Annotated in this window: 24 protein-coding genes and 3 tRNA genes; 10 read left to right on the top strand and 17 right to left on the bottom strand. The window is 58.9% G+C overall.

The window, feature by feature from the left end; all coding sequences use genetic code 11:
- The first annotated feature begins 83 nt into the window (after positions 1-83).
- Positions 84-1,703, top strand: coding sequence for a long-chain-fatty-acid--CoA ligase (locus ACR0NO_RS00795; protein WP_480722662.1), 1,620 nt, complete (start codon positions 84-86; stop codon positions 1,701-1,703).
- Between the two features lie 11 nt (positions 1,704-1,714).
- On the opposite strand, the gene ACR0NO_RS00800 is transcribed toward ACR0NO_RS00795, so the two are convergent.
- Positions 1,715-1,789 (bottom strand) — tRNA-Asn (locus ACR0NO_RS00800).
- Positions 1,790-2,350: 561 nt separating this feature from the next.
- On the opposite strand from ACR0NO_RS00800, the gene ACR0NO_RS00805 reads away from it, so the two are divergent.
- The gene (locus tag ACR0NO_RS00805) at positions 2,351-2,914 is read left to right on the top strand and encodes a hypothetical protein (protein ID WP_170549906.1); all 564 of its coding nucleotides are present in this window, start codon (positions 2,351-2,353) and stop codon (positions 2,912-2,914) included.
- A gap of 207 nt (positions 2,915-3,121) precedes the next feature.
- On the opposite strand, the gene ACR0NO_RS00810 is transcribed toward ACR0NO_RS00805, so the two are convergent.
- A tRNA-Asn gene (locus tag ACR0NO_RS00810) sits at positions 3,122-3,196 on the bottom strand.
- 75 nt (positions 3,197-3,271) lie between these two features.
- A complete protein-coding gene (locus tag ACR0NO_RS00815; protein WP_480722663.1) occupies positions 3,272-4,186 on the bottom strand; it encodes an MBL fold metallo-hydrolase in 915 nt (304 codons plus the stop codon).
- A gap of 44 nt (positions 4,187-4,230) precedes the next feature.
- Here ACR0NO_RS00815 and ACR0NO_RS00820 point away from each other — a divergent pair, with 44 nt between their 5' ends.
- Positions 4,231-5,550, top strand: coding sequence for an ATP-binding protein (locus ACR0NO_RS00820; RefSeq protein ID WP_480722664.1), 1,320 nt, complete (start codon positions 4,231-4,233; stop codon positions 5,548-5,550).
- A 32-nt stretch (positions 5,551-5,582) separates the two neighbouring features.
- Here the strand turns inward: ACR0NO_RS00820 and ACR0NO_RS00825 are convergent.
- A tRNA-Ile gene (locus ACR0NO_RS00825) sits at positions 5,583-5,659 on the bottom strand.
- Positions 5,660-5,766: 107 nt separating this feature from the next.
- Between ACR0NO_RS00825 and purM the strand changes: the two genes are divergently transcribed.
- From purM to rnd, 3 genes are all read left to right on the top strand, one after another.
- Positions 5,767-6,813 carry a phosphoribosylformylglycinamidine cyclo-ligase gene (gene purM / locus ACR0NO_RS00830; RefSeq protein ID WP_480722665.1) on the top strand — a complete coding sequence of 349 codons (1,047 nt, stop codon included), beginning with the start codon at positions 5,767-5,769 and terminating at the stop codon, positions 6,811-6,813.
- A complete protein-coding gene (gene purN / locus ACR0NO_RS00835) occupies positions 6,810-7,406 on the top strand; it encodes a phosphoribosylglycinamide formyltransferase (protein WP_170466747.1) in 597 nt (198 codons plus the stop codon). Before purM ends, purN begins: the two co-directional genes overlap by 4 nt.
- A 109-nt stretch (positions 7,407-7,515) precedes the next feature.
- Positions 7,516-8,673 carry a ribonuclease D gene (gene rnd, locus ACR0NO_RS00840; protein ID WP_480722666.1) on the top strand — a complete coding sequence of 386 codons (1,158 nt, stop codon included), beginning with the start codon at positions 7,516-7,518 and terminating at the stop codon, positions 8,671-8,673.
- Between the two features lie 4 nt (positions 8,674-8,677).
- Here the strand turns inward: rnd and ACR0NO_RS00845 are convergent, their stop codons facing one another.
- Complete coding sequence (locus ACR0NO_RS00845; protein WP_480722667.1) at positions 8,678-9,205, bottom strand: hypothetical protein; 528 nt, start codon at positions 9,203-9,205, stop codon at positions 8,678-8,680.
- Positions 9,206-9,343: 138 nt separating this feature from the next.
- Between ACR0NO_RS00845 and ACR0NO_RS00850 the strand changes: the two genes are divergently transcribed.
- Positions 9,344-9,754: a SufE family protein gene (locus tag ACR0NO_RS00850; protein WP_480722830.1), complete on the top strand. Its 411-nt coding sequence runs from the start codon at positions 9,344-9,346 to the stop codon at positions 9,752-9,754.
- Positions 9,755-9,756: 2 nt separating this feature from the next.
- Here the strand turns inward: ACR0NO_RS00850 and ACR0NO_RS00855 are convergent, their stop codons facing one another.
- Positions 9,757-10,416, bottom strand: coding sequence for a DUF1638 domain-containing protein (locus ACR0NO_RS00855; protein WP_480722668.1), 660 nt, complete (start codon positions 10,414-10,416; stop codon positions 9,757-9,759).
- 108 nt (positions 10,417-10,524) lie between these two features.
- Positions 10,525-11,223: a corrinoid protein gene (locus ACR0NO_RS00860; protein ID WP_170373819.1), complete on the bottom strand. Its 699-nt coding sequence runs from the start codon at positions 11,221-11,223 to the stop codon at positions 10,525-10,527.
- A gap of 255 nt (positions 11,224-11,478) precedes the next feature.
- Here ACR0NO_RS00860 and ACR0NO_RS00865 point away from each other — a divergent pair, with 255 nt between their 5' ends.
- The gene (locus tag ACR0NO_RS00865) at positions 11,479-12,546 is read left to right on the top strand and encodes a PA0069 family radical SAM protein (protein ID WP_480722669.1); all 1,068 of its coding nucleotides are present in this window, start codon (positions 11,479-11,481) and stop codon (positions 12,544-12,546) included.
- Between the two features lie 8 nt (positions 12,547-12,554).
- Here the strand turns inward: ACR0NO_RS00865 and ACR0NO_RS00870 are convergent, their stop codons facing one another.
- The 3 genes from ACR0NO_RS00870 to gltX all read right to left on the bottom strand — a co-directional run bounded on the left by ACR0NO_RS00870 (position 12,555) and on the right by gltX (position 16,499).
- Entirely contained in the window at positions 12,555-13,448 is an 894-nt protein-coding gene (locus tag ACR0NO_RS00870) for an autotransporter outer membrane beta-barrel domain-containing protein (protein WP_419738028.1), read from the bottom strand.
- Between the two features lie 230 nt (positions 13,449-13,678).
- Positions 13,679-14,974, bottom strand: a complete 1,296-nt coding sequence (gltA, locus tag ACR0NO_RS00875) for a citrate synthase (RefSeq protein WP_170373816.1) — start codon at positions 14,972-14,974, stop codon at positions 13,679-13,681.
- 124 nt (positions 14,975-15,098) lie between these two features.
- Positions 15,099-16,499, bottom strand: coding sequence for a glutamate--tRNA ligase (gene gltX, locus ACR0NO_RS00880; protein WP_480722670.1), 1,401 nt, complete (start codon positions 16,497-16,499; stop codon positions 15,099-15,101).
- 78 nt (positions 16,500-16,577) lie between these two features.
- On the opposite strand from gltX, the gene ACR0NO_RS00885 reads away from it, so the two are divergent.
- Positions 16,578-18,629 carry a ComEC/Rec2 family competence protein gene (locus tag ACR0NO_RS00885; RefSeq protein WP_480722671.1) on the top strand — a complete coding sequence of 684 codons (2,052 nt, stop codon included), beginning with the start codon at positions 16,578-16,580 and terminating at the stop codon, positions 18,627-18,629.
- On the opposite strand, the gene lexA is transcribed toward ACR0NO_RS00885, so the two are convergent.
- The 6 genes from lexA to ACR0NO_RS00915 all read right to left on the bottom strand — a co-directional run bounded on the left by lexA (position 18,623) and on the right by ACR0NO_RS00915 (position 23,448).
- Positions 18,623-19,321, bottom strand: coding sequence for a transcriptional repressor LexA (gene lexA / locus ACR0NO_RS00890; protein WP_480722672.1), 699 nt, complete (start codon positions 19,319-19,321; stop codon positions 18,623-18,625). The two genes, ACR0NO_RS00885 and lexA, sit on opposite strands and share 7 nt — an antisense overlap.
- A 78-nt stretch (positions 19,322-19,399) precedes the next feature.
- On the bottom strand, positions 19,400-20,572 hold the full coding sequence (locus ACR0NO_RS00895; protein ID WP_480722673.1) for a molybdopterin molybdotransferase MoeA: 1,173 nt from the start codon (positions 20,570-20,572) through the stop codon (positions 19,400-19,402).
- Positions 20,569-21,042: a cyclic pyranopterin monophosphate synthase MoaC gene (gene moaC, locus ACR0NO_RS00900; protein ID WP_480722674.1), complete on the bottom strand. Its 474-nt coding sequence runs from the start codon at positions 21,040-21,042 to the stop codon at positions 20,569-20,571. Before moaC ends, ACR0NO_RS00895 begins: the two co-directional genes overlap by 4 nt.
- Positions 21,042-21,854, bottom strand: coding sequence for an indole-3-glycerol phosphate synthase TrpC (gene trpC / locus ACR0NO_RS00905; protein WP_480722675.1), 813 nt, complete (start codon positions 21,852-21,854; stop codon positions 21,042-21,044). The genes moaC and trpC overlap by 1 nt, the downstream gene beginning before the upstream one ends.
- A complete protein-coding gene (trpD, locus tag ACR0NO_RS00910) occupies positions 21,851-22,870 on the bottom strand; it encodes an anthranilate phosphoribosyltransferase (RefSeq protein WP_480722676.1) in 1,020 nt (339 codons plus the stop codon). The genes trpC and trpD overlap by 4 nt, the downstream gene beginning before the upstream one ends.
- A complete protein-coding gene (locus ACR0NO_RS00915) occupies positions 22,867-23,448 on the bottom strand; it encodes an anthranilate synthase component II (RefSeq protein WP_480722831.1) in 582 nt (193 codons plus the stop codon). The genes trpD and ACR0NO_RS00915 overlap by 4 nt, the downstream gene beginning before the upstream one ends.
- Positions 23,449-23,643: 195 nt before the next feature.
- Between ACR0NO_RS00915 and ACR0NO_RS00920 the strand changes: the two genes are divergently transcribed.
- Entirely contained in the window at positions 23,644-25,050 is a 1,407-nt protein-coding gene (locus ACR0NO_RS00920; RefSeq protein WP_480722677.1) for a divergent polysaccharide deacetylase family protein, read from the top strand.
- Between the two features lie 53 nt (positions 25,051-25,103).
- Here the strand turns inward: ACR0NO_RS00920 and trpE are convergent, their stop codons facing one another.
- Entirely contained in the window at positions 25,104-26,615 is a 1,512-nt protein-coding gene (trpE, locus tag ACR0NO_RS00925) for an anthranilate synthase component I (protein WP_480722678.1), read from the bottom strand.
- Positions 26,616-26,622: the final 7 nt, after the last annotated feature.

Here is a 26,622-nt window from a genome sequence, read left to right on the forward strand (position 1 = left end):
TCGCCCGGCCACAGGCCCGCGTATCACTCAAAGCACGGAATGGCCGCCGACAGCGTGGCCTGAACAAAAAAGGGAGGATGTCCATGCTGGGACAGATGATGACGCAGCCCTTGCTGATCTCGTCACTGATTGATCATGCCGAGCGCTACCACGGTCAGACGGAAATCGTGTCGGTCGAAACAAACAGCACCGTAACGCAAACCAATTGGTCCGAAGTGGCGCGCAATGCTCGCCGGTTGGGATCAGCGCTGACCAAGCTTGGACTGGAACCACAGGACCGCATCGGCACCCTGGCCTGGAACAATCGCCGCCACCTTGAGATCTACTATGCGACCTCGGGCGCAGGTTTCGTGTGTCACACGATCAATCCGCGCCTCTTCCCCGAGCAGCTGACCTACATCATCAACCACGCCCTGGATCGCGTTCTGTTTTTTGATGCCACCTTCATCCCGCTGGTCGCTGCGTTGCAAGAAGGGTTAGGCGAGGTTCATCACTTTGTGCTGATGGGGCCCCGTGATGACGAAGCGGCGGCGCAGATCGACGGGCTGCAATTCTATGATGAATTGATTGAGACGGGCGATGCTGATTTCGCATGGCCGGATTTGGATGAAAACACGGCCTCCAGCCTGTGCTACACCTCGGGCACGACGGGCCATCCCAAGGGGGTGCTGTACTCGCATCGCTCGACCGTGCTGCATGGCTTTGCCTCGAATGCGCGAGACGTCATTGGCTATTCGGCGATGGATGTGGTGATGCCCGTGGTGCCGATGTTCCATGTCAATGCCTGGGGGTCGCCCTATGGCTGTGCCATGTCCGGCTCGCGCATGGTTCTGCCGGGGCCGGGGCTGCATGGTGAGGCGCTGGTCAACCTGATCGACACTTATGGCGTGACGGTCGCGATGGGCGTTCCCACGATCTGGCAGGGTCTTCTAGCCCATGCCGGGCAATCCGACAGCAAACTCGCCAGTCTTGAGCGTACTGTGATCGGAGGCGCTGCTTGCCCACCCTCGATGATCGAAACCTTCCGTGAGGTCTACGACGTCGACACCGTCCACGCGTGGGGCATGAGTGAAATGAGTCCGCTGGGCTCAACCAATGTCCCGATTGCCAAACATCGCGACCTGCCGATCGATGAGCAGCACCGTCTACGCGAAAGCCAGGGGCGGCCTCCCTTTGGGGTCGAGCTGAAGATCGTGGATGACGACGGCAATGACTTGCCCCATGACGGCGAAACCCAGGGCGACCTGATGGTGCGCGGCCCGTGGGTGCTGGACAGCTACTTCCAGATGCAGGACGAGGCGCTTCTGCAGGACGGCTGGTTCGCCACCGGGGATGTCGCAACTCTGGATGCCGACGGCTACATGACGATCCGCGACCGGTCGAAGGACATCATCAAATCAGGCGGCGAATGGGTCAGCTCGGTCGAGCTGGAGAACATCGCGGTCGCCCATCCAAAACTCGCCACAGCCGCCGTTGTCGGGGTCCCGCACCCCAAATGGGATGAGCGCCCGATTCTGGTCGCCGTGAAGGCCGAGGGAGAGGAGCCGTCAGAAGAAGAACTGCTGTCCTTCTTCGATGGCAAGATCGCCAAATGGCAAGTGCCGGATAAGGTTGTGTTCATCGACGCTCTGCCGTTGAACGCCACGGGAAAGGTGCTGAAACGGACCCTGCGCACGCAGTTTGCCGACGTTTTGACGGAGTGATCTGGGAGAATTGGCTCCGGCGGTAGGGATCGAACCTACGACCAATTGATTAACAGTCAACTGCTCTACCGCTGAGCTACGCCGGAACGGTTCGCGCCATATAGCAAGCTGTTTTCATGGCGTCTAGATCATCTTGTGGGATTTTGAGTAAATTTATCAAACAGGCCGCTTCTCCTCGGTACTGATCTCTTCAGACTTCGGTTCAACCCCCTGTTCGTTTGCCGCGAGAAAGAATTGCAATTTGCTATCGTCGTTCGAAAAAGGCGCAAGAAGTACGCCAAATACGGCACTCGTCGGCATAAAACGCAACAGCCGTTTCGAGACAGTGTTTGTCAGGCTTGAACACTGGCGTTGCGAAATAGAGCGATGCGACCGATGACTCAAAAACCTCTTCCTAGACCATCGCCCTGGCTTTGACACTCATTTAGCTGCAAAAGAACTCAATGAGTTCAAAACCAAAGGTCTCTGCGCGTATTTTAGCACGCTTGACCTTGATTTAGTTTTCTTTTGTTTGTCAGCTGCGGAGCGCAGTATCTGGTTCAAATCACTGTCGTTCATGATACTTTTCTTTGGAGATCAGTTAGATGCATTGTAACAACTTGGAGACCGAATTGAACACAGCTCAGCTCAAGAAACCAGTTCTGACTATGCCTTATGACGTGCAGGAAGTACTGCGCGAGCATTATCAAAAATCTTCTGTCATTCTGGAGTATGGATCCGGGGGATCCACTGTATTGGCAGGGGAATTGGAGAATAAAAAAGTCTTTAGTGTGGAAAGTGATCAATACTGGGCCCAAATGATGCATCGGTGGTTCCAGGAAAATCCTCCTAAGACGAGTACTGAAGTCAATATTTCATGGGTGAACATTGGGAAGACAAAGAAATGGGGTTTCCCGGAAAATACGAAGGAATCGAACCTGTTTCCCAGATACCCATTGTCAATTTGGCAAAGCGATGGGTTTCAGCATCCTGATGTAGTGCTGGTGGACGGACGGTTTCGCGTCGGTTGTGCCCTGGCGACGGCTTTTAACATCAAGCGACCGGTGACACTTTTGTTTGATGACTACCTTCACCGCCCGCGTATGCGCGCTGCCGAAGAGTTTCTTAGGGCTCCGAAGTTTGTCGGTCGGATGGCGATTTTTGACGTAGAGCCTATGGAAATTCCAGTAGATCGGTTGGTTCGTGTGATTCGTTTGTTGACAACCGCCTAGTCGAATCCTTCGACCCCACATTGTGTGGCTCTGTAGGTGCTATGATTTGTTCATAGGCGTTAGGATAGTGTGGGTTCTACCAAACGGAGGCGGTGGGCTTTATTGTCCGATTAATACCCGAAAAAGCTCTAACCCTATTTGTCTTTTTCTCACCAAGACCTGCGAAGGTTCTACGCAGAGGAAAACTAACCAACTTGCTGAGAAGATTGGCTCCGGCGGTAGGGATCGAACCTACGACCAATTGATTAACAGTCAACTGCTCTACCGCTGAGCTACGCCGGAACTGAGGGGCGTATAACAACCCCGATTTTTGACGTCCAGAGGGGAAGCGCGAGAAATCTGAATTTTTTCACGTGCTCACGACAGTCGTCGAAAAACCGCGTCTGACGCAAGCGGGCCATCGTAGGTGACTTTGGATTTTCCTGCTAAATCAATCAAATGCGCCAGGACGTTACGCTCGGCTGCGGGCAGCAGGGCTTTTGGGGTTTCGGTGTAGATACGCTCAGCCAATTGCCGGGCCGAGCCTTGCCGATCTGCCAGCGCCGTCAGGATTTGCGCTTCTCGCCCCAAGCGATGCTGAATCAACCACTCCAGCCGCTCAGCAGGATTTTCGATCGGTGCGCCGTGGCCTGCGTGAAAGACGGACCAGTCGCGTTGTTGCAGCCGATGGCAGGCCGCCATGAAGTCGGTGAGGTCTCCGTCAGGGGGAGAGACGAGCGAACTGGCCCAACCCATCACGTGATCTGCCGAAAAGCAGATATCGCCCCAGGCCAGCGCGATGTGATTGCCCAGATGGCCGGGGGTGTGGATGATCTCAAGCTGCCAGTCGTCGCCCGTGATGCGTTCTCCGTCCGCCAATTCGATATCCGGCCGGAAAGCGGTGTCGATGCCTTCTCCGCCTTGCACCATGCCACTTTTGGCGAGGTCGGACATGACCGTACTGCGCCCGGCCTCGGGGCCTCCAAAGGCCAGAATCGCGGCACCCGTGCGGGCCGCGAGAGGGGCAGCCAGAGGCGAATGATCCAGATGGGTGTGAGTCACGAGGATGTGGCTGATTCTCTGATCGGGTGTCAGCGCATCCAGAATCGCCTCCAGATGCGCGTCGCTCAGCGGTCCGGGGTCGATCACTGCAAGATCACGCGTACCCAGAAGATAGGTGTTTGTGCCCAGATACGTCATCGGCGAAGGATTTGGAGCCAAAATGCGCCGCAAACCCGGATGCAACTCCTGCGCCACGCCAGCTGGCGGGTTGAATTCGTCAGGTGCCTGCATTCTGTCCTCTTTCTCTTGTCTGGGCAGCCCGCTAGGTTTAGCGCATGTCCACGCAATGGCTCAAACCCTATATGCCGCGTGGCCTGTATGTTCGGGCTGCGCTGATTCTCGTCCTGCCGGTGGTGGCCTTGCTGCTGGTGGTGGGCATTGCGTTCCTGCAAAAGCATCTGGAGGACGTGACCGCGCAGATGACGCAAGCTGCCGCACGTGAGGTCCGACTGATCACTCAGGCTATGGCCGAGGCTGAGACCCGGCAACAGGCGCTGGCCGCTGTGCGTCCTGATCTGAGCGCTCTGTCGATGAAGATGCAGTTCCTCGATGCGGATGAGATGCCAGAAATCGGCCGGCGCAGATGGTACGACTTTATTGCGCCACAGGTTGAGGCAGATCTCATGGCAGAATTGCCTGACCTTGAAGCGGTTGCCCTGCCTAGTGGGCAAGAGGCGCGCCTCTATATGCCCACTCATCTGGGCCTGTTGCAGTTGACCTTTGATCGACGGCGTCTGTCCCCCGCGGCGCCGCATCAGTTGATTGTGACGATGGTTTTCTTTGCCATCATCATGACCTCGATCTCGTTTCTATACATGCGCAACCAACTGCGACCCATTACGCGGCTTGCGGATGCGGCGCAGGCTTTTGGTCGCGGACGGGTGGTGCCGTATTCCCCCGGCGGCGCGGTCGAGGTTCGGGCCGCGGGCAATGCTTTTCTCGACATGCGGGCGCGGATCGAACGGCAGATGGAGCAGCGGACAATGATGCTGTCGGGTGTCAGCCATGACCTGCGTACTCCGCTGACACGGCTGAAACTGGGCCTGTCTATGCTGCCCGAAGAAGAGGCTGCGCCGTTGCAGCAGGACGTAACCGAGATGCAATCGCTTCTTGATGCGTTCCTCGACTTTTCACGCGGTGCTGCCGAAGGCGCGCCCGAAGAGGTCGATCCCGAAGCTTTGCTGACGCAGATCGTCAGTGACGCAAAACGGGCAGGCCATCAAGCGGAACTGGTAGCCGTCGAAGGGCAGGGGACCGTGATGTTGCGCCCATCGGCCATGCGCCGGGCCGTCGAGAATCTGATCGGCAACGCGGTGCGCTATGGCAGCAAAGCGGATGTCAGCCTGACGCTGACGCCCAAATCCCTCCGCATCCGGGTCGAGGATGATGGGCCGGGTATCCCGCCCGAACAGCGGACCGAGGCCGTTAAGCCCTTTTCCCGTCTCGATCCTGCACGCAATCAGAACCAGGGCAGCGGTGTGGGGCTGGGCCTTGCCATCGTGGCCGACATCGCACGCGCCCATGGCGGCGTCTTGCGCCTTGGCAAAAGCGAGAGATTGGGCGGGCTGTGTGCCGACATCATCGTAGGGCGCTAGAGGCGCGGCGTTCTTATGAAAACAGCGGAATTTGGTAGGCCCGGCAGGACTTGAACCCGCAACCAAAGCGTTATGAGCGCTCTGCTCTAACCAATTGAGCTACAGGCCCGCCTGAGCGCTTTGAGTACCACGGTGATCGCCCGCGTCAAGCCTGACCGTTGCATCAAAGCGCACAATCGACTAACTCGCCCGCAAACCATTCATGAGGGATAGGCCATGACAGCGGGCAAGAACGGAATCACCTACGCCGACGCGGGTGTGGATATTGATGCAGGCAACGCTCTGGTCGACCGCATCAAGCCCGCCGCCAAACGCACCAATCGCCCCGGAGTCATGAGCGGTCTGGGTGGGTTCGGCGCGCTGTTCGACCTTAAGGCCGCTGGCTATGAAGACCCCATTCTGGTTGGAGCAACTGACGGTGTCGGTACCAAGCTGCGGATCGCTATTGATACTGGCGTTGTCGATGGCGTTGGCATTGATCTGGTCGCTATGTGCGTCAACGACCTGATCTGTCAGGGCGCGGAACCTCTGTTCTTCCTTGATTATTTCGCCACCGGCAAGCTGGACACCGATACCGCCGCGCGGATCATCGAAGGAATTGCCGAAGGCTGTGCGCAGTCTGGATGCGCCCTGATCGGTGGCGAAACCGCCGAGATGCCGGGCATGTATCCCGATGGCGATTTCGATCTGGCTGGCTTCTCGGTGGGTGCGATGGAGCGGGGTGCTGATCTGCCCGACGGCGTAGCGGCGGGCGACGTTCTGTTGGGGCTGGCCTCGAACGGAGTGCATTCAAACGGCTACTCTCTGGTGCGCAAATTGGTCGAGATTTCCGGGCTGGGCTGGGAGGTCGACTCGCCCTTTAGCGACGGCACGTTGGGCGAGTCGCTGCTGACGCCGACGCGGCTTTATGTGAAGCCTGCACTGGCCGCGATCCGCGCCGGGGGTGTGCATGCGCTGGCTCATATCACCGGCGGCGGTCTGACCGAAAACCTGCCGCGTGTTCTGCCCGAAGGGCTGGGTGCTCAAATCGATCTGGACGCATGGGACCTGCCTCCCGTCTTCGGTTGGATGGCTGAAACCGGCGGAATTGCCGAAGCTGAGATGCTGAAAACCTTCAATTGCGGCATCGGCATGATCGTGGTCTGCGCCGAAGATCAGGCCGACGCGCTGACGGCTTTGCTGGCTGAGGCGGGCGAGACCGTCTCGCGCGTCGGCACCGTGACTGACAAGGCTGGCGTGGCCTATTCGGGCAAACTGCTGTGAGCCACAAGCGCGTCGCGATCCTGATTTCCGGCGGCGGGTCAAACATGGTTTCTCTGGTCGACAGCATGACCGGAGACCACCCTGCGCGCCCATGTCTGGTTCTGTCCAACGACGCGCAGGCCGGTGGTCTGGCAAAGGCGCGGGATCGCGGCATTGAAACGGCTGTGGTTGATCACCGCCCCTTTAAAGGGGATCGAGCGGCGTTTGAGGCGGAACTGCTGAAACCGCTTGAGGCCGCGCAACCTGATATCGTCTGTCTGGCCGGGTTCATGCGGGTCCTGACCGGCGATTTCGTCTCGCGCTTTCAAGGGCGGATGCTTAACATTCACCCCTCGCTTCTGCCGAAATACAAGGGCCTGCATACCCACGCCCGCGCGATCGAAGCCGGTGACGCCGAACACGGCTGCACCGTGCATGAGGTCACCGCGGCGTTGGATGATGGCCCAATTCTGGGGCAGGCGCGGGTCGCCATTGAACCCGAGGACACCCCCGACAGCCTGGCCGCCAAAGTGTTGGTTTATGAGCATCAGCTCTACCCGCCGGTGCTGCGGCGGTATGCGGAAGGCAACAGGTCCGTTCTTATGCTGCCCTGATCGCCCTTGGGTGATTTACACCCGGCGGAAATTCGTCCTATGGTCGCCGATAACGCTCGGGACGGTAGAAAAACGGGCAGTCACACAAAGAACAAGAATAGTACGGCGCATGAGAACTCTGACAACGACGCAAGAGCTGGCTGATTTCTGCTCGGCTGCTGCTGCCTTTCCCTATGTCACTGTAGATACCGAATTTCTGCGCGAGCGGACCTACTATTCAAAACTGTGTCTGGTGCAGCTTGCCGTCCCTTCTGAGGATGAAGACAGCGCCGTTCTGGTCGACCCGCTGGCCGATAGTATCTCGCTTGAGCCGCTCTATGAGCTGTTCCGGAATGAGGGCGTGGTCAAGGTGTTCCACGCCGCGCGTCAGGATCTGGAAATCTTCTGGGTCGATGCGCATGTGTTCCCGACGCCGCTGTTTGACACGCAGGTTGCTGCGATGGTTTGCGGCTTTGGAGAACAGGTCGGATACGAGACGCTGGTGCGCAAGATCTGCAAGCAGGGGGTGGATAAAACCTCGCGCTTTACCGACTGGTCGCGGCGTCCTTTGACAGATGCGCAAAAGACCTATGCGCTGGCCGATGTGACCCACCTGCGCAAGATCTACGAACATCTTGCGGCTGAGCTTGAGAAAACCAAGCGCAGCCATTGGGTGTCCGAGGAACTGCGCATCCTTACACAGCCCGGCACCTATGACATCCGGCCCGAGGATGCGTGGAAGCGTGTTAAAACGCGGACGAATTCGGCCAAGTTCCTGGCGGTTGTGCGGGAGCTGGCGCAGTTCCGCGAATCCCATGCGCAGGACAACAACATCCCGCGCAACCGCGTGTTCAAGGATGACGCGCTGATCGAACTGGCCTCGACCAAACCCAAAACGCCATCGGACCTTGGCGGCTCGCGCCTATTGCTGCGAGAAGCGCGCAAGGGGGCGATTGCGGAAGGCATTCTGGCGGCCGTCAAAAAGGGTGTGAACTGTCCGCCCGAACAGCTGCCCAAGGTCGACACGAGCCGCGACAAACTAAAGGTGAACCCGGCGCTGGCCGATCTGCTTCGGGTGCTGCTGAAATCGAAAACCGAAAGCTCGGGTGTGGCGGCGAAGCTGATCGCCACCAGCGCTGAACTGGACCAGATCGCAGCGGGCGAGCGCGGCCTTCCCTCTATGACCGGTTGGAGGTTCGAGGTGTTCGGTGAGGACGCTCTGAAGCTGTGCGAAGGCAAGATCGCACTGGCAGCGAAAGGGCAGAGCGTGAAGGTCGTGCCCCTCTGACCGCTTAGCGGCGACGCGATTCCAGGGCGTTTTGCTGCCCAACCACGCGGACCAGGCGAATGCCTTCCAGCTCTTGCCGGGAGACGTTGATGGCGTCGGAAACCATGCGCGAACGCTCAGTACCCTGCGCAGTCTGCGACTTTGGGTAATTCACGAGAAAGGTGAATTCCATCACGCCGTTCTTCTGGTTTTCCTCCGAATTCACTGGAACCAGACGGGCGTTGAACGCGCCTTGGCGTTGCGCCGTGCCCGAGGAATATACGATCGCTCCGGTGGGCGTTGCGTCGATCCGCAGCTCGTCGATTTTTGCAATTGGAACGCTGGTGTCTTCTTCTACGGGACGATCAAACAAGCCGATGCCATCGCTTTGTCTTGGCACCAGGGCATAGGCCTCGTCTACCGGGGCGGTTTCGACCGGGGCTGGCTGGCTGGATCCGAACCAGTTCGACGGGTTCGCCCGTGAATTGCGCCAGCTATTGCAGGCAGACAGGGTCAACGCGGCGATGATAAGAAGAGACAGTGATTTTTGCATGGACCCACGGCTTTAACAGTCATTCACGCAATGGGTTAGCGCAATTTCCTTGCCTTGAAAAGCCACGGCGAGGGCTGGACAGGGGGCTATGGTCGGCATAGGTCACAATTGTGAATGAAACAGAAGGACCGCCGCGCCATGGCAACGCCCGCCTTTGAAGAAATTGTCGAAGATTTCGAGTTCCTCGAAGATTGGGAGGACCGCTATCGCCATGTGATCGAACAGGGCAAGGCGATGGAGCCACTGGACGATGCGCTGAAAGTTCCAGCCACCAAAGTGGACGGCTGCGCCAGCCAAGTGTGGCTGCACCCGATGATCGATGGCGGCGTGTTTCGTTTCGATGGGGATAGCGATGCGCTGATCGTCCGTGGCCTGATCGCAGTTTTACGACTGCTTTACAACGACTTGTCAGTGGCCGAAGTGATCAAGGTCGATGCCGGCGGAGAGCTGGCGCGGTTGGGCCTGAATGACCACCTGTCCGCGCAGCGGTCGAACGGTCTGAGGGCGATGATCGAACGCATCCGCGAGGTTGCGCAGGAAAAAGCGTAGCGTCAGCGCGTTCTGGTCGCCCAATCGGTCAACGTGGTTTCCAGATCGCCATAGCCGGTCAAGCGGCGCTCAAAATCCAGACCCATACGCTCAGCACATTCTTTTGCGCGTGCCGTCAGCGCGGGATCATCTGTTTGGGCCTGATAGACCAGTTTGGTGTAGTTCCCGAAATACATGTCTCGTAGCTGAGGATGACGATCCAGCCCCAGCGGTTTCCAGACGAATGCATCGAACTGCCGGGCCAGAAAATCGGTCAGGTAGAATGCGGTTGTCTCGTCCTCACCCTTTGCGGCAAAGGCCTCATTCCCCTCGAAGAACGAATAGCAATGTGGGCCTTTGACCATCTCGACATCCAGCCGGTCGCATGCCTTTTGTAGCAGGCCGCCAGTGCCGCAATCTGCGTAGACGACGAAGACCTGATCATACTGCTCACGATGCTTGGCAATCGCATCTTCAACGGCCTGAGTGATCTTCTCAGGGTGGACATGAAGGATCGCGGGTAGGCAGGTCAGGTCCATATGGTCCCAGCCGTTGCGGTTCTTGAGGTCCAGAATCTCGCGCGCCAAGGCCCCGCAGGCCAGCAAAAGGATACGCCCCTTGCCGGTTTCGTCATATCCATCGGTCGTTAGACGGGCGTCATCGGGATGCTGGTTATGCGACATTCCGGAGTCCTCTGCCTGGCTGGTCCGGGTGATTTTGCCCGAAAACGCGGCTTGAAACAAAAAGGCCGCCCGAAATCGAGCGGCCCTTTCAGAACAGAAACGGTGTTCTTATCCCGCCAGCTGGTTGTGCTTGCGCGAGACGAAGTCCTTAGCGGTCTCAACAGCCACAGCCGCGTCACGGCAATATGCGTCAGCGCCGATGGCTTTGCCGAACTCTTCGTTCAGCGGTGCGCCGCCGACCAGAACGATGTAGTCATCGCGAACGCCTTGCTCGACCAGCGTGTCGATCACAACCTTCATGTAAGGCATGGTCGTGGTCAGCAGGGCCGACATGCCCAGGATGTCGGGCTGTTCGTTTTCCAGCGCTTCCAGGTAGTTCTCGACCGGGTTGTTGATGCCGATGTCTACAACTTCGAAGCCAGCGCCTTCCATCATCATCGAAACAAGGTTTTTGCCGATGTCGTGGATGTCGCCCTTCACGGTGCCGATGACCATCTTGCCCACGCGCGGTGCGCCTGTTTCAGCCAGCAGAGGCTTCAGGATCGCCATACCGCCTTTCATGGCGTTGGCGGCCAGCAGAACCTCGGGCACGAACAGGATACCGTCGCGGAAGTCGTGGCCAACCACGGTCATGCCGCCGACCAGAGCTTTGGTCAGGATGTCGTAGGGGGTCCAGCCGCGCTCGAGAAGGATGTTGGTGCCTTCTTCGATCTCTTCTTTCAAGCCGTCGTAGAGATCGTCGAACATCTGTTCAACAAGCTCTTCGTCGTTCAGTTCGGACAGGATGATGTCTTCTTCGTCGGACATGGGGTGTTTTCCTGAGCTGTGCGGACCCTTGGTCCGGGGTGGCATTTTTTTCGTTTTGGCCAAAACGTCGCAGATTTACTGTGACGATTGCGACCTCGGCGGTTTCGGGACCGACGTTTATGTCAAAAATCGGCATCGGGCGACAGAATAATATGCATGATCATCCTGTGTCTGGCTCAGGTTAGCTAAAACAGGGGGTGGTTGCCTCGCGTTCAGTATTCGCTTACCTATAGTATGAGAACGTAAGGCGAACAAATGCAACCTCAAACCAATATCCGCGCTCGGGGGACCGCATCCAACGACGCGGGTCGCTTTGAAAAACTTGCCACGGTCCAAACGGATGACGGCTGGGACATCGAAGAAGACCAACCGCTTCTGAGGACCGAGGTCCGGGACGAGGTGGCGCGCAGTGTGATCACCTATAATCGCTCTCCCGACCTGCCGTTCGACCGCTCGATCAACCCGTATCGGGGGTGCGAACATGGTTGCGTTTATTGCTTTGCGCGGCCCAGTCATGCCTACCTTGGACTGTCGGCAGGGCTGGATTTTGAGACCCGTTTGACCGCGCGTGGCAATGCAGCCAAGGTACTGCGCAAGGAATTGTCCGCACGGTCCTACAAGGTCGCGCCGATTGCATTGGGCACTAACACCGATCCTTATCAACCCGTTGAAAAAGAACGCGGGATCACGCGGGCCTGTCTTGAGGTTCTGAGGGATTTCAACCACCCCATAGCGATCGTGACTAAAGGGACACTGATCGAGAGGGATATGGATATTCTTGCGCCCATGGCAGCGCTGGGGCTGGTACGCGTCGGGATATCCCTGACAACTATGGACGCTGACCTCTCTCGCCGGATGGAGCCGCGCGCTCCGTCTCCCAAACGGAGGGTGGAGGTCATCCGACGTCTGACCGGAGCAGGGGTGCCAGTGCGGGTGATGACCTCGCCCGTTGTGCCCGGGTTGACGGATCACGAACTGGAGACTCTGCTGGAGGCCGGGCATGAGGCCGGTGCCGACACCGCGAGTTGGATCATGTTGCGTCTGCCCCGCGAGGTGTCAGCCCTTTGGCAGGACTGGCTGGCCGAACATGAGCCCGCGCGGGCCGAAAAGGTCATGGCACGGCTGCGGGAAATGCATGGCGGGCGCGACTATGACCCGCGCTGGGGACACCGGATGCGCGGAGAAGGCGAGTATGCCGAGTTGATCGCAAAGCGCTTCAAGGTGGCCGTCAAACGTTTGGGCTTGAAGGTGAAATCCGAAGACCTGCGTCGCGATCTTTTCGCAAAACCTGCGCAGCCGGGCGATCAGATGAGCCTGTTTTAGACCGCGCGTCAGAAGCTGATGCCGATCCCGGCTGTGAACCCGTTGACCGTGTCGCTGCCATAGTAGCGGACCATGATCCGGGTTGTGCTTACCCATGGAACCCAGGTGTCGGAGAGGTCAACCTCGATCCCGCCGCCGACGCGGGCCAGCCAATCTGTGCCCAGAACAATCGACTGATCCCCGACCAGGTAAGAGATAGACAGATCCCCGACCCAACGCACCGGTCGACCAAACATCCGACCGCCTGTCGGAAACCTGTACCGTGACCAAAGCACTGCATTTGCAGCCGTTGATTGCACGAGGAGGTCTTCGTCATCACCAATGGGCCAGTATTCGATATGCGTGTAGCGAAGGCTCATCTCGAACTCTCGGTCATTGGTCAGAGGGCGTGCGTAGTCCAGCGTCAGGGAGCCGCCCGCACCTCCGGCCCAGAGACCGCCGCTTTCGAGGAAATCAGCCTCTATGCCAAGCCGCTCGGCGATCACTTGGGCAGCGACTGACGTGTCAGATTGGGTGCGCCCAATCGAAATATGCGCCATGGGCGTCAGTTTCCAGCGCTCTCCTAAGTCAAATTGGTAACCGATACCGCCTGTTACAGCGGCGCTTGTCCATTTAAGTGGCAACGTGGTGGTTTCGCCGGAGCCAGAAAAGAACAGGACCGGGTCATAGCGCGCATAGCCTATATAGCCTTCAAGGTAGATGGGCACGCCTTCGCTCAGTCGAAAGCCACCGCCCAATTGCGCAGATTTGAAATCATACTCGCGGTTTCCCGTGTTCGATTGCAGGGAGATCGCACTGGCCGAGTCATCAGGGATGCCAGCAAGGCCCAAAATCGCCAGAGAACCCGCCGCGTTTTCGCGCTGGATCTGTTTGAAAATGTCCTCAAGAATCCCTTGCGCCAAACCAGACGCCGGAAACGCAAAGAACGCCAGAATGGCTATTTGAAGGAACCGACATACCATCGCAACACACGGTTTCTACAACGTCACGAGACCATATCCATGGTCTTAGGCTGAGAGAAGCAGGCGCAAAAACCGCCGGTGCAAGTGACGCAGCGCTACAACAATTCAGGATCAAAAAAAGGCCCCGGAGAACGTCCGGGGCCTTGGTTCTGTTTGGTTTAACGCGCGGTTCAGCGCTTTTCGATATCCACGTAGTCGCGGAGTGTTTCGCCCAGATACAGCTGACGCGGGCGGCCAATCTTGTTCTGAGGATCGGCGATCATCTCTTTCCACTGGCTGACCCAGCCAACTGTGCGCGACAGGGCGAAGATCGGTGTGAACATCGAGGTTGGGAAGCCCATCGCTTCGAGGATGATGCCCGAATAGAAGTCCACGTTCGGGAACAGTTTCTTCTCGGCGAAATACGGATCTTCCAGAGCCTGTTTTTCCAACGCTTTGGCGACCTGAAGCTTGGGGTTGTTTTCAACACCCAGCAGATCCAGCACCTCATCCGCCGATTGCTTCATCACCTTCGCACGCGGATCGAAGTTTTTGTAAACCCGGTGACCGAAGCCCATCAAGCGGAACGGATCATTCTTGTCTTTGGCGCGCGCGATGTATTCGGGGATGCGATCGACGGTGCCGATCTCTTCCAGCATCTCAAGGCAGGCCTGGTTCGCACCACCATGCGCCGGACCCCAGAGGCAGGCGATACCGGCCGCGATACAGGCAAACGGGTTCGCGCCCGAAGAGGACGCCAAACGCACGGTCGAGGTCGACGCGTTCTGTTCGTGATCGGCGTGCAAGGTAAAGATACGGTCCATCGCACGGCTGAGGATCGGGTTGACCTCATATTCTTCGGCCGGAACGCTGAAGCACATGCGCAGGAAGTTCGATGCATAGTCCAGATCGTTGCGCGGATATACGAAGGGCTGACCGGTGTGATACTTGTAGGCCCAGGCCGCAATCGTTGGCATCTTGGCGATCAGGCGGTGCGAGGCGACCTCGCGCTGATGCGGGTCCGAGATATCGGTCGAATCGTGATAGAAGGCCGACATCGCTCCGACGACGCCAACCATGATGGCCATCGGATGCGCGTCGCGACGGAAGCCACGGTAAAAATACTGCATCTGTTCGTGCAGCATGGTGTGACGTGTGATCGTGGATTCGAAGGTTTCAAGATCTTTTGCGACCGGCAGCTCTCCGTAAAGAAGCAGATAACAGACTTCGAGGAAGTGGGATTTCTCTGCCAGTTGATCAATCGGATAGCCGCGGTGCAGCAGCTCACCCTTATCGCCATCAATATAGGTGATGGTGCTGTCGCAGCTGGCGGTCGAAGTAAAGCCGGGATCGTAGGTGAACACACCTGCCTGACCATAGAGCTTGCGAATATCGACAACATCAGGCCCAGCAGTTGGAGAGTGAACGGGCAACTCATACTCTTTGCCATGGACGGTCAGAGTTGCTGTCTTATTGCTATCAGTCATGGTTGTCCCTTCTTCATTTGTGCGCAGGTCAGTTCATCGCCCTGACCTGCGGGCAATGACTGCGCGCGGGCGCGCAGCCCGGGTGTGTTAGCGGTACAGCGTTACCCGAATATGAAGATTGGGTTTAATCCGCTGCTTCAGAAAGCCGCGCCAGGGTTTCATCGCGCCCCAGCACAAGCATCATGTCAAAAACCGAAGGAGTGACTGCCCGACCCGCCAATGCCGCCCGAAGCGGGCCTGCCAGCTTACCGAACTTGACCTCCTTTGCTTCTGCAAAGGAATTCAGAGCCTCCTCCAGCTCGTTCCGGGACCAGCTAACATTTTGCAGCTGCGGCGTCAATTCACTCAGTATACCATCGGATACAGATGACAGTGCCTTTTGGGCTTTCTCATCGCACTCGATGGGGCGCGAGGTCAGTACAAAATGCGCTTTTTCAAGCAGTTCCGGGAAAGTCCGAGCGCGGTCCTTGAGACAATACATCGCGCTTTCCAGATCACTGGATTGTGTTTCTGAGAGAGGTGGCAGGTCGGCTGCCGCCAAGTATGCTTCGATTTCATGCCGCAGCGCAGCATCATCTGAGATCGCAATATGCTGGCCGCACAGGTTCTCGAGCTTTTTCAGATCGAACCGCGCCGGGCTTTTGCCGATTCCGCCCAGATCGAACCACTCCCTGGCTTGTTCATCGGTGAAAAACTCGTCATCCCCGTGGCTCCAACCCAAGCGGGTCAGGTAGTTTCGCATACCAGCGGCGGGATAGCCCATCGCCTGATATTCCTGCGCGCCCAAGGCACCGTGACGCTTCGACAGCTTCTTGCCGTCCGGCCCGTGAATCAGCGGGATATGAGCCCACACCGGAACATCCCAGCCCATTGCCTCGTAGATCATCATCTGGCGCGCGGCGTTGTTCAGGTGATCGTCGCCCCGGATCACATGCGTTACGCCCATGTCGTGGTCATCCACAACAACCGCTAGCATATAGACCGGTGTGCCGTCCGAGCGCAGCAGAACCATGTCGTCCAACTGGTCGTTTCGGATGGTCACGTCACCCTGCACTTGGTCACGGATCACCGTGGCGCCGTCCTGCGGGGCTTTGATGCGGATCACGAAGGGCATATCCGGATGCGTGGCCGGGTCGGCATCGCGCCATGGGCTGCGGAACAGGGTCGATTTACCCTCGGCCCGCGCCTGCTCACGAAAACCCGCGATTTCGTCCTGAGTCGAGAAACACTTATAGGCTTTGCCCTCGGCCAGAAGCTGATGCGCAACTTCGGCATGACGCGCAGCCCCTTCGAATTGGCTAATGACATCTCCGTCATGATCCAGACCCAGCCACTCCATCCCTTGCAGGATCGCCGCCGTGGCCTCGGGGGTCGAGCGTTCGCGGTCCGTGTCCTCAATTCGCAACAGGAACTTGCCGCCACGACCACGCGCATAGAGCCAGTTGAACAGCGCAGTACGCGCGCCGCCAATGTGAAGAAAACCGGTAGGCGAAGGGGCGAAACGGGTGACGACCTGATCGGACATTGTGTTGATTAACCTTTTGGTAACCGCGATGGGCTTAGCTTGGTGCCTGTCTAACGAGCCTCAAGGACGGGGGCAACCATGCGTGTTCTCGCACAGGTCCGGTTGGCGCTGCTGAACCAGATCGGGTTTTTGTTTCCGTGGTCTCCGGTGTGTTTGGCCCTTGGGATCGGTCTCTATTTCGGATTGCGGTTCGAACCAGAGGGAACTTTGTACCTGGGTCTGGCCGTCGCAGGATTGGCTTTGATCGGCTTGAGTCGTGTGTTGCCCGCCGGATGGGGCGCGTTGGCAATCGGGGGGGCGCTGGTAGCGGCTGGCTTTCTGCTTGCGGGTGCCCGCGCCCACATGGTGGCGGAACCGGTTCTGTCATGGCGATACTATGGCCCTGTCGAGGGGAGGGTCGTCGCCATGGACCGCTCCGCCTCGGATGCGCTGCGATTGACGTTGGATCAGGTGCGGGTAGGGGACGTGCCAGAGCACCGACGTCCGCAGCGCATCCGTCTTTCCGTTCATTCCGAGGTCGGGCCCATCGCGCCGGGAAAACGGATCATGACCACGGCGCATCTGTCCCCGCCGCAAGGCCCTGTCGAGCCCGGAGGGTTCGATTTCCGCCGTCACGCCTGGTTTCAGGGGCTTGGTGCTGTCGGGTACACGCGGGTGCCGGTGATGACCATCGCGCCGCCGCAGGACGCGTTGCAGGGCGTTCGGGTCACGGCCATTCGCATGGCAATCTCGGACCATGTGCGCGCCCATCTTCCGGACGAGGTCGGAGGGTTCGCAGCCGCCGTCACGACAGGAGACCGGAGCAGCATGGGGCAAGACACGCTCGATGCGCTGCGCGCGTCAAATCTTGCGCATCTGCTGGCGATTTCAGGCCTGCATATGGGGTTGCTAACCGGGTTTGTGTTCATGGCCTGCCGCATTGGATTGTCTGCAATCCCCGTTTTGGCCCTCCGTTTGCCCGTCCGCAAACTTGCCGCTGGTTGTGCGCTGTTCGCGGCTGTGATCTACCTGATGCTATCCGGCGGCAATGTTGCGACCGAGCGGGCCTTTGTCATGGTCAGCGTCATGTTCGGAGCAGTTCTGATCGACCGGCGCGCCATTTCGCTAAGGGCAGTCGCTGTGGCCGCATTGATTGTGTTGACCCTGCGCCCCGAAACCCTGCTCAGCCCCGGCTTTCAAATGTCATTCGCGGCGACAACCGCTTTGGTCGCTGTATTCGGAGCGCTGCGTGATTTCGGACCCATGCGAGGTCCGAAATGGTCCAAAGCCGTCGTTGGCCTTCTCATGTCCTCTGCCATCGCGGGCCTTGCTACCGCACCAATCGGAGCCGCGCATTTCAATACAATGTCGCATTACGGCCTGCTGGCCAATCTGCTTTCGGTGCCTGTCATGGGGTCCGTCGTCGTCCCCGCGGCAGTTGTCGCGGCGCTATTGTCGCCTTTTGGGCTGGAGTGGATCGCGCTAAACTTAATGGGGTTAGGACTGCGTTGGATTTTGATGATCGCGGAGTGGGTGTCCGGGTTGGACGGATCTCTGGGCTATGTGATCCGCCCGCCTTGGATTGTTCTGCCCATGATCGCGCTAGGGGCGCTTTGGCTGGCTTTGTGGCGGGGTCGCGCGCGATGGGTTGGGGTGGCTCCGGTGGTCCTGGCCTTCGCGCTTTGGACTTCGGGTAGCCGACCTGAGGTTCTGATCGCCGAATCCGGTGGGCTGGTCGGCGTCATGACCACTGAGGGCCGCGCGCTCAGCAAAGAAAAGGGCAGCGGGTTCGCGGCGACAGTCTGGCTTGAGAATGACGGAGACGGTCTGACACAAGGCCAGGCGGCCAGTCGATGGCTGGGCCACGCGGATCGTGTGCAAAGGATCGCTCTGACCGGGGCCGAGGTGATCCACCTGACCGGCAAACGCGCGGCGCTTGCGTTTGACGAATGCAAAACCGGTCAGATCATTGTGTCTTCGGTCGATCTGAAACTTAGTGGAAATTGCACCATTTTCGACCCGGACCGGCTGTATGAGACCGGAAGCCTGTTAATCTCAGGCGGCAAAATCACGTCAAGCGCCGAGATGACCGGCGATCGGCTGTGGTCCCCGAAATCCACGGGGACCCGCGCGAAAACGGGCAATCAGTAGGTCCGGATCAATCCGACCAGACGGCCCTGAACCTTTACTTTTTCCTGCGGCAGAACGCGGGTTTCATAGGCGGGGTTCGCAGCCTCCAGCGCGATGGCTTTGCCACGGCGGAAGAACCGTTTCAGCGTCGCCTCCTGATCCTCGACCAGAGCAACGACGATATCGCCATTGTCGGCGGTTGAGGTTTCGCGGATCACCACAACATCGCCGTCGTTGATCCCGGCGTCGATCATCGAATCTCCACGTACTTCAAGTGCATAGTGCGACCCTTGGCCCGAGACCATCGGGCCGGGCACGGCCACCTTGTGCGAGACATGGCTGATTGCCTCAATCGGGACACCGGCGGCAATCCGGCCCATAACGGGCAGCTCCATCGCATCAACCGAAACCGGCTCGAAATTCGCAGGGCGCGTGCCTTCGGGCTTGTCGCCCTCGATCACGCGTGGGTTGAAGCCCGCCGTGGGTTCTCCGCCCAGGCTTTCAGGCAGTTTCACGATCTCAATCGCGCGAGCGCGGTGTGCCAGACGCCGGATAAAGCCGCGTTCTTCAAGCGCTGTGATCAGTCGGTGGATGCCGGATTTCGATCGAAGGTCCAGCGCCGCCTTCATTTCGTCAAAGCTAGGCGGAACGCCGTCTGCTTGTACACGTTTGTGGATGAATTCCAGCAAATCCAGCTGCTTCTTGGTCAGCATCGCTCATACCTCGTCGCTTATGCGTTTGCATTTGTTCTACGCATGTTCACGTTTTGTGTCAACGTTTTTGAGGATGTTCTACAGTGACAGGTACTGAACTTGGGCCCCTACGGGCAAGGCCGGATCCTTGGGCGGACGCATCAGCAAGGCATTGGCGTCGGCCAGAACGCTCAGCAAGGAACTGTCCTGATCTGCGCAGGCGCGAATGCCGCTTTCATCGAGGATAGCGCGCATGTAATGTTCACGCGAACCATTGGCTGCAAGCGGTTCGGTCAGTACGGCCGTTTTGAACGGGTTGAGTAAGGCCTCCAACCCGAGCATTCGCCGGACCAACGGAACAAGGAACAGATAGCCGCAAACCATTGCGCTCACAGGGTTTCCGGGCAACCCGACCATCGCTGCATCCCCCATGCGACCGGCCATCAGAGGTTTTCCGGGCCGCATGCGGATCTTGTAGAAGGACCGATCCATGCCCAACGCCTCGGAGACGTCAGAGACAAGATCATAGTCGCCGACAGAGGCGCCTCCGATCGTGACCACCAAATCCGCACCTTTGGCCAGCCCAAAGGCGGTTTCCAGCGACGATGCTGTATCCCGCGCGATAGGGAGAATGCGAACATGCGCGCCTTCACGCTCCAACAGCGCCTTCAAACCGAACGTATTCGACGCGATGATCTGATCCGGACCCGGAACCTCTCCGGGCATCACCAGTTCATCCCCGGTCGAGATCAACGCGATCTGAGGTTTCCGCGCAACCGGGACCTGAGGGATATTCATAGCCGCCATGAGCGCTATATCTTCCGGGCGGATCACGCGCGGGGCGGTGATTGTGGTGCCCTTTGTGAAGTCAATGCCCGCCGGTCGGATGTTGGTCTTTCGCCCGGGATCATCGCTGATGGTGATCAGGTCGCCCTTACGGTCGACATCTTCCTGAATCACAACGAAATCAGTGCCTTCCGGTACTGGCGCGCCGGTGAATATACGCACGGCCTGACCCGGACCCACCACGCCGTCAAAGCGGTTTCCGGCGGCCGATTCACCCACCAGTTTGAACATGGCGTGCAGCTCGACTTCGGCCGCTTTGACCGCATAGCCATCCATTGATGAGGCCGCGAAAGGCGGTTGATCACGCGTAGCGCTCACGTCCTTCGCCAGCACGCGACCTGCGGCCTCGGCCAGAGGGACGGTTTCTACGGGAAGCGTTTCAACTAGATCAAAAAGCAGGGCGCGGGCGTCTTCGACAGTGATCATGTCGCCTCGTAACGCCCTGATTTGCCGCCATCTTTCAGCAAAACGCGAATGCCGCCGATCTCCATCGCCTTGTCGACCGCCTTGGTCATGTCATAAACGGTCAGCGCTGCGGTCGAGACGGCGGTCAGTGCCTCCATCTCAACCCCTGTCTGACCAGAGGTTTTCACGGTCGCCTCGATCTGAACGCCGGGCAGGTCGGGATCAAGCGTCAATTCGACCGCGACCTTGGTCACCGGCAGAGGGTGGCAAAGCGGGATCAGGTCCGGGGTTTTCTTAGCCCCCATGATCCCCGCAAGCCGTGCGATACCCAGAACGTCACCTTTTTTGGCGCGACCTTCTGAAATCAAATCAAACGTTTCTCGAGCCATCTTGATGTGACCGGCGGCTACGGCCACGCGGTCGGTCACCTCTTTGTTCGAGACATCGACCATATGAGCCTGCCCCTGCGCATCAAAGTGAGTGAGCGGCATCACATCACCCCGGGGATCAGCGGGTTTGAGAGGATGTGGCGGGTGGCCGCGGTGACGTCATTCTGCCTCATCAGGCTTTCACCGATCAGGAAGCAGCGCGCGCCGTAGCGGGCGATATCCGCCAGATCCTCGGGTGTGCTCAAGCCGCTTTCACATACGATGGTGCGATCTCCGGGCACCAGCTTGGACAGGCGACGCGTTGTATCCAGAGTGGTTTCGAAGGTCTTGAGATTACGGTTATTTATCCCGATCAGCGGGCTCTTGAGTTCTGTTGCGCGCTCCAACTCTTCCTGATCGTGAACCTCGATCAGGACGTCCATACCCCAGTCGAACGCTGTCTGTTCCAACTCGGCGGCCTGAGTGTCCTCGACCGAGGCCATTATGATCAGGATGCAGTCGGCGCCCAAGGCACGCGCCTCGACGACCTGATAGGGGTCGTACATGAAATCCTTGCGCAGCGCGGGCAGGTTGGTCGCGGCACGTGCGGCGGTCAGGTAGTCTTTCGAACCCTGGAAACTGGGTGTATCGGTCAAAACCGACAAACAGGCCGCACCGCCTTCTTCATAGGCTTTCGCCAGAAGCGGCGGATCAAAGTCGGGACGGATCAAACCTTTGGACGGGCTGGCCTTTTTCACCTCGGCAATCAGGCCATAGCCAGACCGGGCGGCTTTACGCAGAGCTTCGGCAAAGCCGCGAACCTCGGGTGCGCTCCTGGCTTCGCTTTCAAGCTCATCCAGGGATTTTTGCGCCTTGTCCGCTTCGATTTCTTCCAGCTTGTAGGCTTTGATTTTGTCCAGAACGGTCTCGGTCATGCAGCTTCCTGTGTGATCCGCGCCAGCGCGGTAACTTTTTCTTTTGCTTTGCCACTGTCGATGCTTTCAGCAGCCATTTCAACACCTTCGCGCAGATCTGACGCGGCATCAGCCACGACCAGAGCGGCCGCCGCGTTCAACAGCGTCGCATCGCGGTAGGCCGAGGGCGCGCCGTCGAGCAGAGCGCGGAACGCGACGGCGTTGTCTTCGGGTGCGCCGCCGACGATGTCTTCGAACGGATGGACGGGCAGGCCAGCATCTTCGGGATGCAGTTCGACCTCCTTGATGCGGTCGTCTTCCAAAGCGGCGACCCAGCTTATGCCGGTGATTGTCAGTTCATCCGTGCCGTCTGAACCATGTACCAGCCACGCGCGCTCAGACCCCAGCAGACCCAGCGTTTCGGCCATAGGGCGGATCAGCTCGCGCGTGAAGGCACCGGTTAGCTGACGCTTCACGCATGCAGGGTTGGTCAATGGCCCGAGAATGTTGAAGATCGTGCGGGTTCCAAGCTCTTGTCGCGAGGGCATGACATGAGCGATCGCAGGGTGATGCATGGGGGCCATCATGAAGCAGATACCGGCTTCATTCAGCGCCTTTTCAACCACTTGAGGGCCGACCATCACGTTGATCCCCATCTGCGACTGCAGATCAGCGGTCCCCGATTTCGAGCTGAGATTGCGGTTGCCGTGTTTGGCGACCGTCACACCGGCCCCGGCAGTCACAAAGGCCGTCGCGGTGGAGATATTGAGGGTGTGCTTGCCATCACCGCCCGTTCCGACGATGTCCATCGCTCCCTCGGGTGCCTTCACCGCGTTGCATTTTGCGCGCATCACGGCGGCGGCGGCGGCGTATTCCTCAACCGTTTCACCGCGCGTGCGCATTGCCATCAACAGACCGCCGATCTGGCTGGGCGTGGCTTCGCCGTCGAAGAGGATGGCAAAGGCCTGCTCGGCCTCGGCACGGGTCAGAGGGCGGTCGGCGGACGCTCCGATCAGCGGTTTCAGGGCGTCGCTCATGCGGGGACTTTCAACTCTTGCAGGAAGTTCTTGAGGAGGGCGTGGCCATGCTCGGACGCGATGGATTCCGGGTGGAACTGGACACCGTGGATGGGCAGCTCTTTGTGTTGCATCCCCATGATGGTGCCGTCTTCCAGCTCTGCCGTGATCTCGAGGCAGTCGGGCAGGCTCTCGCGTTCAACCACTAGCGAGTGATAGCGCGTGGCCTCAAAGGGCGAAGGAAGCCCGGCGAAAACACCTTTGCCGGTGTGGTTCATGGTGCCCATTTTGCCATGCACGATCTCATGGCATCGCACGACCTTGCCGCCAAAAGACTGCCCGATGGTCTGATGCCCAAGGCAAACACCCAACAACGGAGTTTTGGTCTCGGCTGCGGCTTCGGTCAGGGTAAGGCAGATGCCCGCCTGATCCGGGTCGCAGGGGCCGGGGCTCAGCAGAATTCCGGCGGGATTCATCGCCATGGCCTCTTGTACGTCCAGCGCATCATTTCGGCGAATGACCATTTCGGCCCCAAGTTCGCCCAGATAATGCACCAGGTTGTAGGTAAACGAGTCGTAGTTGTCGATCAGCAGCAGCATTTGGCACTTGTCTTCGTTTGGGCATTTCAGGCTGGCGATGCAGCCCCGGGCCACGGTATAATGTCGGGACATACATGCTCAGGCTTGTGAGGCAGCGTCAAGAGGACATCCCGTTCTTGACCCGCCATCAGGTCGAGCGCCACAAAAGATGGCGCAGGATGGGCGAGGCAAGACTAAAGTCGAGAGGCACGAGCAATGCGTGGATTTTTCGGAGGAATGATCGTCGGGGCGGTCGTTGTTTTGATCGTGGGAGTGATGTTGTCGCTCAACACGCCGCTGGCCAATAAGCCGGTGGTCAAGACTCAGGCACCCGAGCCGGTGGATGTTGAAACACCCAAGGCTCCGGAACAAATTGCCGAGACCCCGTCGGACGCGGATCTTGTGGAATTGCCGCCTGCTGGGCCGAAACCCGCCGAAGAGCCGGATGAGGCGCTTGATCTGTCCGATCTGGAAACGGTGCCCGACGAACAGCCCGTCGTGGCTGAGGCCGGCGACGAGTTGCAGGAACCTCAGGCCGAAGACCAAACCAGCGTGACCGTCATGACCGACGCGCCAGCTGCTCCGCAGGCACCCAGAACCGCCCCCGCCTTGCCGGAAACAGACGCGGCGCCGGTTGTTGTGGATGAAGCCCCGGAACCCTCTGCCGAGCCAGAAGATGTGGCAACGCTTTTGCCCGAACTGCCATCGCAGCTTGCGCCGGAAGAGGCTGAGCTGGATGAAGAGAATCCTTTTGAAAACAGCCCAATCGCTGTGGAAGGGGATGAGGACACCTTGCCCCGCAATCTGCCCAAACTGGCCGCACTTCCCCAGATCGGCGGAGAAGACACGACCTCGACCAACACACTGGTCGGCACGCGCGTTGTTCCCCTGACCGAACGGGACGATGCCCCGGTCGAAACCGATGAAGCGGTCGTAGATGAGATGACCGGAAAGCCGATCGAGGACTACGCTGCAAGCTTTGAGAACCCCGAAGCCAAGCCTCTTATGTCGATTATCCTGATCGATGATGAGGGCTCTTTCGGAGCCGAAGCTTTGCAGGACTTCCCGTATCCCGTCAGCTTCGCGATCAGCCCCTCTGATCCCGACGCCGCCGAGAAAATGGCCCGCCATCGCGCCGCCGGGTTTGAGGTTCTGGCCATGGCCGATCTGCATGAATCCGCCAGCGCGCAGGACGCCGAGGTATCGATGGCCGTATGGTTGGACACGCTGCACGAGACAGTAGGTATTCTGGAAGGGGTCGAAAGCGGAATTCAGGGCAACCGGAAACTGGCCGATCAGGTTGCGTCGATTGCGGCGGCCACCGGTCGCGGGTTGATCACGCAGGATAACGGGCTGAACACGGTCCAGAAACTGGCCGCGCGCAACGGCATCCCCTCTGGCGTGGTGTTCCGCGATATCGATGGTGCGCGGCAGGATCCGAAGATCATGCGTCGTTTCCTGGATCAGGCAGCATTCCGCGCCGGGCAGGAGGGGACGGTTGTAATGCTGGGACGCGTGCGCCCCGAGACGATCTCGGCCCTGCTGCTATGGGGGCTTGAGGACCGCGGCAACCGGGTTGCCATGGCGCCGATCTCAGCGGTTATGAAACGCGAAGTTCAGTAACGTGTCAGCAGAAAAGAGAAGGGCGGTTGATCCTGTGATCAGCCGCCCTTTCTTTATGAGTTGCGGTTGCCCGTGAACCGGGCCGCGTCCGCCGCCGCGCGTCTTATGGCGTTGGATTTATGGACCGTTTCCATATATTCGGCCTCGGGGTCGCTGTCATAGACCACGCCGCCACCGGCTTGAATATAAAGCTTGTGATCCTTCACGATGGCCGTACGCAGGGCGATACACATATCCATATCGCCGCCCGCACTGAAATAGCCAACGCCACCGCCATAAACGCCGCGTTTTTCGGGCTCCAGCTCGTCAATGATCTCCATCGCGCGCACTTTAGGCGCGCCCGAGACGGTGCCCGCAGGCATCCCGGCAAAGAACGCATCCAACGCGTCTTTGTCCTCGGCCAGCTCTCCGACCACGTTAGAGACGATATGCATCACGTGGCTGTAGCGTTCGATGATGAACTCTTCGGTTGGGCGAACAGTGCCGATCTTGGTGACGCGGCCAGTGTCGTTTCGACCCAGATCCAGCAGCATCAGATGCTCGGCCAGTTCCTTTTTGTCAGCCAACAGATCTAGCTCGTTCGCCTTGTCCTCTTCCGGGGTGGCACCACGCGGTCGCGTACCGGCGATCGGGCGAATTGTCACTTCGCTGCCGAAGACGCGCACCAGAATTTCTGGGCTTGCGCCCACGACCTGAAAGCCGCCGAAGTTGAAGTAAAACATGAAGGGCGATGGGTTCGTACGGCGGAGCGACCGGTAGAGCGCGAAAGGCGGAAGCGGGAAGTCCTGCGTCCAGCGTTGGGCTGGGACGACCTGAAAGATATCGCCTGCGCGGATGTATTCCTTGGCCTTTTCGACCGCTTCCATATAGCCGGATTTGGTGAAATTCGACACAGGTGGAGCGACCTCATGCGCGTCCCCAAGATCTCGGGTTTCGGCAGGCATGGCGCGTTCCAGATCACGCACCGCGTCCATCACACGCTCGGCAGCCTGCGCATAGGCGGCCTTGGCTGACTGGCCTTCGGTCACCCACGCCGGGGACACGACGGTCACTTCGCCTTTCACGCCGTCCAGCACCGCAATGACCGAGGGGCGCTGCATGATGGCATCCGGCAAGCCCAGCGGGTCGGGATTCACATCGGGCAGATACTCTACCAGACGGACCATGTCATAGCCGAGATAGCCAAACAGCCCAGCCGCCGCTTGGGGCAAATCATCGGGCAGGTCGATGCGGCTTTCGGCCAGCAGCGCGCGCAAGTTGTCCATCGGATTACCGTCTTGCGGCGTGAAGGCTTCGCCATCGAACCGGGCCGAGCGGTTCAGTTCGGACTCCTCGCCCCGGCAGCGCCAGATCAGATCAGGCTTCATACCGATGATCGAGTAACGCCCGCGTACCTCGCCTCCGGTGACCGATTCCAGCACAAAGGCATCTTTCTGCGCCCCTGTCAGTTTCAGCATCAGCGAGACAGGTGTGTCGAGATCGGCCGCAAGACGCGTATAGACGACCTGGTTTTCGCCCGCTTCATAAGCGCGCGCGAAGCTTTCATATTCGGGTGTCAGGGCCATTTGGGTC

It is taken from the genome of Ruegeria sp. CL3 (assembly GCF_056536505.1).

What these genes read in the sequence shown, in the direction of transcription:
- ACR0NO_RS00885 (WP_480722671.1), top strand. Translation starts at nt 16,578, where the DNA reads ATGCGTGTTCTCGCACAGGTCCGGTTGGCGCTGCTGAACCAGATCGGG.
- moaC (WP_480722674.1), bottom strand. Translation starts at nt 21,042, where the DNA reads ATGCCGCTCACTCACTTTGATGCGCAGGGGCAGGCTCATATGGTCGAT.
- ACR0NO_RS00915 (WP_480722831.1), bottom strand. Translation starts at nt 23,448, where the DNA reads ATGCTGCTGCTGATCGACAACTACGACTCGTTTACCTACAACCTGGTG.
- trpE (WP_480722678.1), bottom strand. Translation starts at nt 26,615, where the DNA reads ATGGCCCTGACACCCGAATATGAAAGCTTCGCGCGCGCTTATGAAGCG.
- ACR0NO_RS00795 (WP_480722662.1), top strand. Translation starts at nt 84, where the DNA reads ATGCTGGGACAGATGATGACGCAGCCCTTGCTGATCTCGTCACTGATT.
- ACR0NO_RS00820 (WP_480722664.1), top strand. Translation starts at nt 4,231, where the DNA reads ATGTCCACGCAATGGCTCAAACCCTATATGCCGCGTGGCCTGTATGTT.
- trpC (WP_480722675.1), bottom strand. Translation starts at nt 21,854, where the DNA reads ATGACCGAGACCGTTCTGGACAAAATCAAAGCCTACAAGCTGGAAGAA.
- rnd (WP_480722666.1), top strand. Translation starts at nt 7,516, where the DNA reads ATGAGAACTCTGACAACGACGCAAGAGCTGGCTGATTTCTGCTCGGCT.
- ACR0NO_RS00860 (WP_170373819.1), bottom strand. Translation starts at nt 11,223, where the DNA reads ATGTCCGACGAAGAAGACATCATCCTGTCCGAACTGAACGACGAAGAG.
- ACR0NO_RS00895 (WP_480722673.1), bottom strand. Translation starts at nt 20,572, where the DNA reads ATGATCACTGTCGAAGACGCCCGCGCCCTGCTTTTTGATCTAGTTGAA.
- lexA (WP_480722672.1), bottom strand. Translation starts at nt 19,321, where the DNA reads ATGCTGACCAAGAAGCAGCTGGATTTGCTGGAATTCATCCACAAACGT.
- ACR0NO_RS00850 (WP_480722830.1), top strand. Translation starts at nt 9,344, where the DNA reads ATGGCAACGCCCGCCTTTGAAGAAATTGTCGAAGATTTCGAGTTCCTC.
- ACR0NO_RS00815 (WP_480722663.1), bottom strand. Translation starts at nt 4,186, where the DNA reads ATGCAGGCACCTGACGAATTCAACCCGCCAGCTGGCGTGGCGCAGGAG.
- gltX (WP_480722670.1), bottom strand. Translation starts at nt 16,499, where the DNA reads ATGTCCGATCAGGTCGTCACCCGTTTCGCCCCTTCGCCTACCGGTTTT.
- trpD (WP_480722676.1), bottom strand. Translation starts at nt 22,870, where the DNA reads ATGAGCGACGCCCTGAAACCGCTGATCGGAGCGTCCGCCGACCGCCCT.
- ACR0NO_RS00855 (WP_480722668.1), bottom strand. Translation starts at nt 10,416, where the DNA reads ATGTCGCATAACCAGCATCCCGATGACGCCCGTCTAACGACCGATGGA.
- ACR0NO_RS00845 (WP_480722667.1), bottom strand. Translation starts at nt 9,205, where the DNA reads ATGCAAAAATCACTGTCTCTTCTTATCATCGCCGCGTTGACCCTGTCT.
- ACR0NO_RS00805 (WP_170549906.1), top strand. Translation starts at nt 2,351, where the DNA reads ATGCCTTATGACGTGCAGGAAGTACTGCGCGAGCATTATCAAAAATCT.
- purM (WP_480722665.1), top strand. Translation starts at nt 5,767, where the DNA reads ATGACAGCGGGCAAGAACGGAATCACCTACGCCGACGCGGGTGTGGAT.
- ACR0NO_RS00865 (WP_480722669.1), top strand. Translation starts at nt 11,479, where the DNA reads ATGCAACCTCAAACCAATATCCGCGCTCGGGGGACCGCATCCAACGAC.
- ACR0NO_RS00920 (WP_480722677.1), top strand. Translation starts at nt 23,644, where the DNA reads ATGCGTGGATTTTTCGGAGGAATGATCGTCGGGGCGGTCGTTGTTTTG.
- gltA (WP_170373816.1), bottom strand. Translation starts at nt 14,974, where the DNA reads ATGACTGATAGCAATAAGACAGCAACTCTGACCGTCCATGGCAAAGAG.